Origin of the sequence: Thermoanaerobacter uzonensis DSM 18761 (assembly GCF_900129115.1) — a bacterium.
GTDB lineage: Bacteria > Bacillota > Thermoanaerobacteria > Thermoanaerobacterales > Thermoanaerobacteraceae > Thermoanaerobacter > Thermoanaerobacter uzonensis.
This window is the reverse complement of record NZ_FQUR01000031.1, coordinates 1-10,530: the sequence shown is the minus strand read 5'-3', so window position 1 is coordinate 10,530 and position 10,530 is coordinate 1. Positions and strand designations below refer to the sequence as shown.

Sequence of the window (10,530 nt, the reverse complement as noted above, 5' to 3'; positions counted from 1 at the left end):
TCTTTAGCTCTGAATACATTTAAAGATTTAGGAGTACCTGTTAAAAATGTAAGTGTAACTGTTAAGAACAGATACATTTACGTTACTGCTTCCGTTTCAGGAGAGATGTACGGCACTTCAAGAGATATAACCGTTACAGGCATAGCGAAAGCGAGGGATGTGAAGTGAAGGTGCTTATTGTTTCAAATGATAGAGAGTATGTCAGGAAAGCAAAAGAAATTTATGAAGATGCTGATGTGGCTTTATCTGTAGAAAGTGCTGAAATTATGACGAATAAGAAAAAGTATGATTTTATTGTGGGTGATTTAGTGAAAGACAGCTTTAACGGATATGCAGTAAAGGAGCTTAATGGAGAAAAAAGAAAAGAAAAAATACTTCCTTTAAGACAGGAAGTTATTGCAGTATACTCCTTCAAGGGTGGTGTTGGGAAAACCACACTTGTTAGAGCTCTCTTTGAAAGTTTGGAGAAAAATATAAAAGTGCTTGTGGTGGATTTAAATTTTCGTGACGGAGGTTCGGACTTAAGCTTTATGCTGGACCTTCCTGTCCTTCCCCACATTGGAATGTGGCTTAAAGAAAGAACAAAAGAGAGCTTTTTTGAAAACTTAATTGAGTACAGCTCAAGTGTATTTATACTTCAGTCTCCTCCTAAAGTAAGCCTTGTGAGAGATATTGAAGAAAGCGATGTTGATTCGATTGTCAAACTTGCGAGAAGCAAGTTTGACATAATAATTTTTGACCTTCCAGATGAGTTTAATGGAGTTGTTAAAACTGCGCTTGACAATGCCACAAAAATAGTTGTGCTGTCCAAGGGCACAGAAGGAGAATTTGCGAGGATGAAGGAGTTCCCTTATGAGTTTTTGACGATATTTGTTAAGCCGGAAAAAGTGTTTAAGAAGTATACAAAGCTGCTGAATTTGAAATATAGAGTCATTAGTAATTTTAGCAAAGAAATTGATGCGGTATGCGATTTTATTTTCTCTTGAGTGATAATTTCAATTTTGTTATAAAACCGCAATTTTAAAAAAGAAGGGGTTTGTATGGTAGAGGTACATGTTTGGATATACTTTTTGACATTAGCAGGCTATATTATTGCAGGCTTTGTAAAAGGCTGGAGTGCAGCTTATCTTAGTGCAGGAGCTGTTGTATTCGGGCTACCTATAGTACTTATCGGAGCTTCAATTATTTGCGACAAGTTTGAAGAAACTGCTGTAAAGAAAAAAGCGGAGGAACTTTTGAAAAATGTTAAGATTGACATTGAAAAGATTTATGAGCCGGAAAGCTGGTATAGGGTTTATCACTGTACGCTGATAAGCGAAAAAATAAACACAAAATGCGCTGTAACATGCTATAAAGATTCAGATAAAATTCATTCTGTTCGGTTGTCTTCTGAATGGATAAAAGCAAACAAAGACACTTATCAAAAATATGGTTGGGCATTAAAAGAAATAGTTGCTAAAACATTCAAAGAAGCTTAAAAAATAAATTTTTACTTTTATTCCTAAAATTTCAGTTAAAGAAAATAAATCTTAAGGAGGTAGGTAAAAAATGAAGAGAGTCTTAAGCTTTGCTTTGATATTACTTATTGTCACTACTCTAGCAGCAGGCTGTGGTGATGTAAAGAAAGATACAGGCAAAACCGAAAATACTGTAAATGAAGCTGTTAAAAGTGAGAAGGTAAATCTTCAAAAAGAGTTCACTGCAGGAACTGTTGTAAGTTATAATAACAGCGAAATAGTTTTAGAAAGTAGTGAAGAAAAAGTTAAGTATGATTTTGCAGCTAAGAAAACTTTATTTGTTGAGGGAATGCCCAAAGACATTAAAGAAGGAGTGTTTGTGAAAATCATAAGAAAAGATGGTGAAAATTATATTTATGTCATCACTCAAGGCAGAAAAGAAGCTCTTGAAGATGGAAGCGCAAGTATATTAGGCATTTTGAAAGAAGCAGAAGATAATTATGTTTTGATAGATATAGATGGAAAAGAAGAAAAGTACACTGTTGCAGATAAAGCAGTTATGCAGAAATTTTCTGACACTAATAAAGTGATGAGGTATAATAAAGATAAGCTTAAAAAAGGAAACTGGGTAATTGTACTGGTCGATAAAAATAATGAAGTGATGAATATAGTCTACTAATTCACCGCCCTCCGGCACAAAAAATTTTATAAATGCGTCGGGCTTGCGGTCAAGGTGCCTTCGAACATAAACGGCCTCCTCCCCGCAAGCGGGTCCCCTCCATTTATCCTTCGACTCCACCTTGACCCGCCCGCCGCATTCCTATCCGTTTTAACTGACCGGAGGGCGGTAACAGGTTTTTGAAAAATTTAACTGGAGGTGAGCTCTCATGAGGAAAATATTAGCTTTAGTCATAGTCATAGCGCTTGCTGTGGCAGGGTATCAGGCTTATAAGGATGACAGCAAGAGGACAGCTTTAGAGGAAAAGGTAAAAGGAGTTTTGTATAGTATAGGGGGTGACACGTCACCAATCCGAGTATATGATCCTAATACAATGAAACAAAGACCAGATTTACAACCGTTAGCAGATAAATTTTTAGAGAAGCACTATAACAAAGAAATAAAATTCATACTAAAAAACGGCACAGAATTTAGCGGCAGTATAAAGAATGTAGTTGTAGCTGAATATATAAAAGATGATTTAAGTCATAAAGAAGGTGATTTAGTGCTCATAGGTAATTTTATTGTAAACTCTTTTCAATCCTCGAAAATTCCTAAAGAAGTATTTATTCATAAAAATGTTCAACTTCAACTTTCAAAAATATATATTGTTAATGGAGAACTTGTTGAAGATAATAAAAAACCACCATTGTTTTTAGAATTAACACCTTTGATAGATGATGTGGTTATCGCAGATGAAGTTACTCATTATTTCCAATATACTTCTCCAGAAACAAAATTTTTGATGAGTGATAAAGCGTATAGAAGTATAAGTGGAAGCGAAGAAGGGACAAAAGGTAAGTTATCTATAGAAATAAAAAATAAATTAAATAATAAAGATCTTTATATTAAATCATATTTTAATATAAATGGTTTAAATTTTTCCGAAATAAAGCGGGAAAGCAATGTAAAAGAATACGTCGAATGGGCTAAGAAGAACTTATAAGGGGCAGGTCTAACCTGCTTTTTTATTTTGCCTAAATTTAAGGGAGGTGCTTTTAAAAATGAATAAGTTCAAGGCTCTTTTTTTATTTGCTTTAATTTTCATCATTATCGCTAACACTCCTGTTTACGCAGGAGACTGGGTAAAGCTCAACTCAAACGGCACAAAGGTGTAGGTAGATACTTCTCACTGGGAAACAAAGCAAAGGTGGGTCACAAGCGGGTACTGGACAACACAGCAGGTCTGGGTACCTGAGCAGGGACATTGGGAAAAGTACTGGGTAGACACATCTCGCTGGGAAACAAGGCAGGTATGGGTCCAGAGCGGATACTGGGACACAAAGAAGGTATGGGTCGATACATCGCATTACGAAACGAGGCAGGTATGGGTGGATACTTCGCACTATGAAACAAGAAAAGTCTGGGTAGATACTTCTCACTGGGAATACAGAAAAGTCTGGGTAGAGAGTGGATATTGGAAAACAGAAGCTGTATGGGTGCCCGAAAAAGGGCATTGGGATGTGAAGTATGTTTGGGTACCGGGTAGTTATGGTGGTTGGGGTTATGCAGATTGGAAGGCAGGTTATTGGAAAAAAGAACAAGTTTGGGTTGTAGATATCCCTGCACACTGGGAGTACAGAAAAGTCTGGGTAGATACTTCTCACTGGGAAGTGCAGAAAGTTTGGGTACAAGATGGTTACTGGAAAACAGAAAAAGTTTGGGTTAAAAGCGGCTACTGGAAGACAGAGAAAGTCTTGGTGCAGAGCGGATACTGGACAACACAGCAGGTCTGGGTTGACACATCACATTACGAAACAAGACAAGTATGGGTGCAGGATGGATACTGGGCTCAGAGGTGGGTAGTTGATGTTCCCGGACATTATGAGACAAGGCAGGTGTGGGTTGACACATCGCATTGGGAAACATACAAAGAGTGGGTTAAAAGCGGCTACTGGGATGAAGTGCACGGCACTATCTCTGTTTCTAAAACACCACAGTATGTTTTCACGAACAAGCACACCTTACCCGACGGCTCTGTCTGCGATATGACTTTGAATATTTCTTATGCGCTTAATAAGAAAGTCACTAACATTAGAGCAATACATGTTGTGAACAGGTACCAGAACAAAGGTGTGCTCTATGTTGAGCCTTATTCGGTGATAAAGAACGTCGGAGGCACTTCAGGAAGTGCTGTTCTGAAGTTCCAGTATGAAAAGCCCGGTGACGAAAATTCTACGCTACACGTCTATTTTGACCTTGAGGGTGGAGGTTCATTTGAAATACAGATGAACATTCCCATAAACGGGATTTACGCAGATTCAAAGTTCAACATCCCTGACCCTGTCTTCAAAAAATCAATTAAAGATTCAGAGGTGATAACATTTTGATGATTAAGATTTTGATTTTAATTATCCTCTTTTTCGCTGCTGTAGAAGACATAAAAAAGATGGAGGTGGGACACATCTACCCTGCCTCCATCTTGGCGCTTTCTTTTGTGAATTTCTTTTTGAAACCTTATATACTCCTAAAATTTTATCTGGTTAACTCACTTTTGCTATTTGCAGTTCTTTTCCTTTTCTGGCTTTTAGGAGGAATAGGCGGTGAAGACGTAAAAATTTTAACTGCGCTGTCTTTCTACTCTGGCTTTAAAATATGGGATATTCTTTTGTGGGCATCTGTGATTTTTATCTTTTATTCCCTTATTTTACGCAAATTCAGAACAAAGCTTCCTTTTATGCCTGCTGTTTTTGCTGGAGCACTTTTAAACTTCTTGTTAATTTAAATTCTTAAAAAGAAGGGAGAAGAGCTTTTGGAGGATCTTATAAAACACCAATACAGCGTTGGAGTGCTGTGCAGAAACATTGGAATTTACATGGGGCTGTCTTCAAAAGAAATTGAACTTCTTGAGACTGCTGCTTTTTTTCATGATATTGGTAAGTTATTTGTACCAAAAAGTTTGCTTAACAAGAAGGAGCCTCTGTCAATCGAAGAGTTTGAGTTAGTAAAAATGCATTCATTGTACGGCGCAGAACTGCTTAAAAAAATTGGATTTGACAGTACTGTAGTTTCTGCAATAAGGCACCATCACGAGAGATATGATGGAAGAGGGTATCCTGACGGCCTGCGCGGAGAAAAAATCCCATTATTTTCAAGAATAATTGCGGCAGCGGATGCATATGACGTTATGACTACTGGACGGATATATAAAAAACCTCTGCCTCATGATAAGGCAATCGAGGAATTAATAAGATACTCAGGCACGCAGTTTGACCCTGAGGTGGTAAAAATTTTTTTAAAAATGTTTAAGGAGGAGAAAGCATATGTTTAAGGTTGGTTTGGATGTCGGGTACGGGTATGTAAAGGGAATCAATGAAAAAGGAAAAGAAATACTGTTTCCTTCTCTAGTTGGAAATGCATATGAAAGAGTTTTGTCTGGTCTATTTGGTATAGATAACAAGAAAACTGATAACATGCATGTTGTTATTGTGAATGGAAAAAAGGAAGAGTATTTTGTGGGAGAGCTGGCCAGAAGAGAGGGGAAAAATGTCTCGTACGTGTTTGATGAAGATAAAATAAATCATCCTAATACAAAAGCTCTTATTACAGCTTCATGTCTTCTTCTTTTTCCGGAAGAAGAAGTTCCCGTACATGTTGTTACCGGCCTTCCTCTTGAGCAGTATGTTCACAAGAAGGAAGAGTTTAAAAATATGCTTAAGAATTTTAAAGTTATGGCATATTTTAAGGGAGACGAAAGGGTAAAAACAATCAAATTTGAGAGAATTACTATCTTTCCTCAGGCAGCTGGAGCAGTTTACTATGCAGTTTTGGATGATGTTCAAAAATATCTTATAAAAGGCAGCTATATTGGCTTAATCGATATTGGGTTTAAAACTACTGACTTTATAGTTTTTATGGTAGAAGATAAACTTATTTTGAGGGAAGATATGTCCGGTACCATGGAAGTAGGGATGTCGGTTTTGAATAATGCAGTAGATAGGATGTTTACGCAGAAGACCGGAAGCAAGATAGATGTTTCAGAGCTGATAAGGCTTATAAGTGACGGAAGAATATTTTACAGAGGGAGAGAGCTTGATTTTACAAAAGATATTGATGAAGTGCGGAACGAAACAGCGAGGGTAATAAAAGATAAAATAAAGCTTATATGGGGAAGCAAGCTGGACTTTTTCAACACTGTTTTTCTAGCAGGGGGAGGAGCTAGGGAACTGCTGCCGTACATGAGAGATATTTATGAAAATACGCTGCTTGTTAAAAATGCCCAGTTTGCAAATGCTAAAGGATTCCTTAAGGTTGCGGAGCTTGAGGAGAAAAAGAACAGCTGATAATATAAATGGGGTGAGATTATGGAGAAAAAGATAAAAAGCGAAGAGGAGCTGAATTATAAAAATATATGGGAGCTGATGAAACAGATGGTAGATTACTATACTGCTGATAAGAAATATCTGACAAGGAGGGAAATTAAGTATATAATCAGAGTATGTGAAAGCAGGCAGCCGTCAATACCCATAAAGGAGACATAAAAACGTCCGACATGAGTTTTATTAGATGAGAACAGGTTTTGGAGGCTGTAAAAAAGACTTTTGTCCGACATACTGCGGAGTCAAATAATTGATGTTTGTCCGACAAAATCATATTTTTGCTTCTGCAAATGCTTAAAAATCAATGCTTTGAAGTGTCAGACAAAACATGTCGGACAAAATTACTGATTTAAAGAGGGGAAATGTAGATATGATAAGGGGTTGACTATGTCAGACAGATTCTGAGGTGATACAATGAAAGGGAAAAAGTACAGTTTTAGAATAAGAGAGAGCGACAAAGATATTGAAGAAATTCTTTCTAATCTTGGTGCTTCCGAACGATCTGATTTTATCAGAAATGCTGTGCGCTTCTATGCCGGATATAAGGATAGACTCGATGATATTGATAAAAAGTTAGACTGTATATTAGAAAAGATAGACACAAAATCAGAGAATTTGTCAGTCAGTCCATCAGTCAGTCTGTCAAATGATGAAAAAAGTCAGAAAACTAACGAAACAGAAAAATTACTTATAGAGAGCGTAATAGATATATTATCTCTATAGTTTGAGGTGAAGGGTTCAGTTTTTTTGGACCCATTTTTTATTACTTTCCTTGTAGAACAACCTGTAGAAAGCACGGTAGAAATGAATTCTACACCTTATTCTACATATCCCAGCGCCCACCCCTACCCTTTTTCTCTTGCCGCGCCTCACCCCGAGGCTTCCGCCTTGCCCTCGCTTTGCTCGGGTTTCGAAGCGAGACCCCGCTCTCTCATCATACTCCGCTAACGCTTCGTATAGAGAGCGGGGTCTCGCTTCTCAAGGGTTCGGCGCGGCTTTTAATTTCGGTAGGGGTGGGCGCAAGTTTGCTAATTCTTCAGGAGGTGGTTTTGTGCAGCTTACTGAAAGAGATTTAAAGATTTTGTACTGGATAAACAGAATGAGGTATGTGACGGTTAACCAAGTCTCCAAAAAATTTAAAATAGGTGTAAAGGCATCATACAGGAGGCTTAGAAAGCTTTGTGTAGACGGGTATTTATACTCCTTGAGGATCTTCAGAAATAAGCCTGGGGTTTATATGTGTACCAAAAAGGGAGCTGAAATTTCAGGCTCAAATTTATGGGCTCCCAAACATTATGTGAATTTGGCTAATTATGAGCATGACTTAAAGGTGGTAGATTTGAGCATTGAATTAGAGCAGCAGGGAGAATGGATTGCTATGAGAGAATTAAGGCAGGACAGCAAAATATATATGATACCGGATGGAGTTTTAATAAAAGATGGGAAGAAAATAGCTGTTGAAGTAGAGCTCACAAAGAAGTCAGAGAGGAATCTAAAGAAAAAGATGAGCTACTACAAAAAGAGCATTGATTATGATGAGGTGTGGTATTTTGTCTCCAGCAAGGCAGTCTATGATGAAGTGGAAAAAGCAGCCAGAGAAATGGATTATGTTAAGATTTTTTATTTAAGCGAGGTGCTTAAGGATGAACAGCAGAGAGCTTACGCAAACAGATAAAATAGTAATATTAGTTATTGGTCTTGTGGGGGTTTTGATGTTTTTACCTGGAATTGTTTTTGGATTGATTATATATGCTGCCGCTGATAAGTTAAAAAATAAGAAATGGATAGTTTATGCTGCAGCTGCAGTGGCAGTAATACTTATAATTTTTACTGTAAAGGATTTTAATATGTTGATAGTGAATTATTTTAAGCTAATACTTGGGGCTTATAAATTGCTTTTTAATAACAAGATACCGCATAATTTAGATTGGAAAATCTTAGTAAAAGTTAGCATTCCTGTTGGATTTATTCTTTCACTAATGATAGAGCTGTACAGTGCGGCACAGCCTGAGTGGGTAAAGAAAAGAAGAGAAATAGGGAAGGATAAAGAGAGAAATTTTAATGAAAAGCTTGTAAAAAAGCTGGAGAAGCTGTCACAGCAGGATGACGGAACTCTTATAGGTATTGATGAGGACGGTAACACAGTAAAAATTACAGACGAAGAGCTTAATGGGCACTGTTTAGTGTTGGGGGCTACGGGGGCAGGGAAAACTACTACTCTTATGAATTTTATTGAAAGTGCTGTAATAAGAGGAATACCTGTGATTATAGTTGACGGAAAAGGTGAAATAGGTTTTGCGGAGAAAGTAAAAAATATGGCAGAAAAATATAATCGGAAGTTTTATCTTTTTTCCATGGTGACACAAGAAGGGATTATGCATTATAATCCTTTAAGGGTTGGAAACTTTACGGAATTAAAAGATAAGCTCATCAGTTTATCTGATTGGACGGAGCCCCATTACAAATTCTTAAGTGAAAGATACTTGCAGTCAGCAATAAAGATTTTGCAGAAGACAAATAACAGAGTAGATTTGGTTAATATTTCTAAAAAATTAAACTATAATGCTTTATTGGAAGAAGCAAAGAAACTAGTTCGGGAAGACAAAATGGATAAAAATGAATACGAGGTTTTTTATGATATGATCGACAGTGCGAGAAAGGATATTACTGGCCTTGTGAATAGACTTGCAGTGTTTTCAGAAAGTGAGATAGGAGAACTGCTTTCTGATACAGAAGATGAAGGCACAATTGACCTTATAAAATGCATAGAAGAAAATGCAGTGGTATTTTTTAGTTTAGACGCTTTAAGATTTTCAGAATATTCGAGACTTCTAGGAAGGCTGATAGTAATTGATTTAAAGACAACAGCAGCAAGAATGTTTGGAAGCAGTAAAAAGATATTTACCATTTTTGATGAGTTTGGAGTATTTGCAGGACCTCAAGTTACGGATTTTATTAATAAATCTCGGGCAGCAGGATTTCATGTTATACTATCCACACAGGAGCTTGCAGATTTAAGAATAGAGGGTAAAACAGAATTAATGGAGCAAATACTGGGTAACACAAATGTTAAAATCATACACAGGCAGGATGTACCGGTCTCAGCTGAACTTTTATCCTCACTTATAGGAACAAAAGATGATATAACGGTTACGATGCAGGTAAATGAAATTTCACCTACTGGAATGGGAACGGTAAAGGAAGAGAAAAGCTTTATTGTTCATCCCGATGAAATAAAAAGGCTTAAAAGAGGGGAAGCTTTTGTGGTTAAAAAGTTTCCAGAGTTTTTTGTGAAGAAGGTATTAGTGAGAAAAATATGAGTCAATAATGGTAGAACAGAAAACAAAAACTAATAAATATAAATGACGAATATCTATAATGGATTGACAGATTTTTCTATTTTTATACTTATAACTTGCTCTTTCGATCTCTGGTAACAGTATTTAGGTATACAAAAAGCTTGGTAATAGTATTCTTGCTGAATATAATTGGCCTTTTCAAGAACTGCGATACCTATAGCCAAATGTTTTACTGCGGATTATGCTTCTTGCTTTAGAATTAAGCCAAGTAGATTTTATTATTATCGCCTTACGTACAAAAAATTTAAAAGTAGAGATAGGGTAAATATAACCTACCTCTACTTTTAAAAATAGGGAAAGAGGGAAATTTAGCTTTTTAGTTGTCAATTTTGCCAGTTTACAATTACAGTAGCTGTACCAGAAGTGGGTGTAGTATATACGTGGTTGTATCCACCTTCCCAGGTTACAGTACTGCCATTTTTCTTTATAAACTTAAATTGTATAGTAGTACCAGCAGGCACACTCACATCGTAATACCACGTAGGATATTGATACACAACCTGGTTAAACATTGGTCCTATTGCCTTCGATGTATCCCAGTTGCCAAGTTCAGCTACATTGCCCGTAAGATATACATTTTCTCCCCACACGGTTGTGGCATTATTTACTACAAATCTAACGGTTACTTGATTACCTGTTAAAACGTTAATGTTATTATAGCTATTGCTTGTAACTCC

General features: G+C 36.8%; 13 protein-coding genes. 12 read left to right on the top strand and 1 reads right to left on the bottom strand.

Annotated elements, in window-relative coordinates:
- Window positions 1-164 precede the first annotated feature (164 nt).
- From BUB32_RS12415 to BUB32_RS12365, 12 genes are all read left to right on the top strand, one after another.
- Entirely contained in the window at window positions 165-986 is an 822-nt protein-coding gene (locus BUB32_RS12415) for a CpaE/TadZ family protein (protein WP_072969627.1), read from the top strand.
- A 54-nt stretch (window positions 987-1,040) separates the two neighbouring features.
- On the top strand, window positions 1,041-1,478 hold the full coding sequence (locus BUB32_RS12410; RefSeq protein ID WP_072969626.1) for a hypothetical protein: 438 nt from the start codon (window positions 1,041-1,043) through the stop codon (window positions 1,476-1,478).
- Window positions 1,479-1,548: 70 nt separating this feature from the next.
- Complete coding sequence (locus BUB32_RS12405; RefSeq protein WP_072969625.1) at window positions 1,549-2,136, top strand: hypothetical protein; 588 nt, start codon at window positions 1,549-1,551, stop codon at window positions 2,134-2,136.
- A gap of 208 nt (window positions 2,137-2,344) precedes the next feature.
- Window positions 2,345-3,121: an LSm family protein gene (locus BUB32_RS12400; RefSeq protein WP_072969463.1), complete on the top strand. Its 777-nt coding sequence runs from the start codon at window positions 2,345-2,347 to the stop codon at window positions 3,119-3,121.
- Window positions 3,122-3,506: 385 nt separating this feature from the next.
- Window positions 3,507-4,505: a hypothetical protein gene (locus BUB32_RS12395; protein WP_234949305.1), complete on the top strand. Its 999-nt coding sequence runs from the start codon at window positions 3,507-3,509 to the stop codon at window positions 4,503-4,505.
- Window positions 4,505-4,900, top strand: coding sequence for a prepilin peptidase (locus BUB32_RS12390; protein WP_234949306.1), 396 nt, complete (start codon window positions 4,505-4,507; stop codon window positions 4,898-4,900). The genes BUB32_RS12395 and BUB32_RS12390 overlap by 1 nt, the downstream gene beginning before the upstream one ends.
- A 27-nt stretch (window positions 4,901-4,927) precedes the next feature.
- Window positions 4,928-5,446, top strand: a complete 519-nt coding sequence (locus tag BUB32_RS12385) for an HD-GYP domain-containing protein (RefSeq protein WP_072969624.1) — start codon at window positions 4,928-4,930, stop codon at window positions 5,444-5,446.
- Window positions 5,439-6,458, top strand: coding sequence for a ParM/StbA family protein (locus BUB32_RS12380; protein WP_072969623.1), 1,020 nt, complete (start codon window positions 5,439-5,441; stop codon window positions 6,456-6,458). The genes BUB32_RS12385 and BUB32_RS12380 overlap by 8 nt, the downstream gene beginning before the upstream one ends.
- A 21-nt stretch (window positions 6,459-6,479) precedes the next feature.
- Window positions 6,480-6,656 carry a hypothetical protein gene (locus tag BUB32_RS13000; protein WP_022587609.1) on the top strand — a complete coding sequence of 59 codons (177 nt, stop codon included), beginning with the start codon at window positions 6,480-6,482 and terminating at the stop codon, window positions 6,654-6,656.
- 252 nt (window positions 6,657-6,908) lie between these two features.
- Entirely contained in the window at window positions 6,909-7,217 is a 309-nt protein-coding gene (locus BUB32_RS12375) for a hypothetical protein (protein ID WP_072969622.1), read from the top strand.
- 328 nt (window positions 7,218-7,545) lie between these two features.
- On the top strand, window positions 7,546-8,169 hold the full coding sequence (locus BUB32_RS12370; RefSeq protein ID WP_072969621.1) for a replication-relaxation family protein: 624 nt from the start codon (window positions 7,546-7,548) through the stop codon (window positions 8,167-8,169).
- On the top strand, window positions 8,138-9,814 hold the full coding sequence (locus BUB32_RS12365) for a type IV secretory system conjugative DNA transfer family protein (protein ID WP_072969620.1): 1,677 nt from the start codon (window positions 8,138-8,140) through the stop codon (window positions 9,812-9,814). Before BUB32_RS12370 ends, BUB32_RS12365 begins: the two co-directional genes overlap by 32 nt.
- 362 nt (window positions 9,815-10,176) lie before the next feature.
- On the opposite strand, the gene BUB32_RS12360 is transcribed toward BUB32_RS12365, so the two are convergent.
- The coding region (locus BUB32_RS12360; RefSeq protein ID WP_327192063.1) for a carbohydrate-binding module family 20 domain-containing protein at window positions 10,177-10,530 on the bottom strand (354 nt) is incomplete at its 5' end.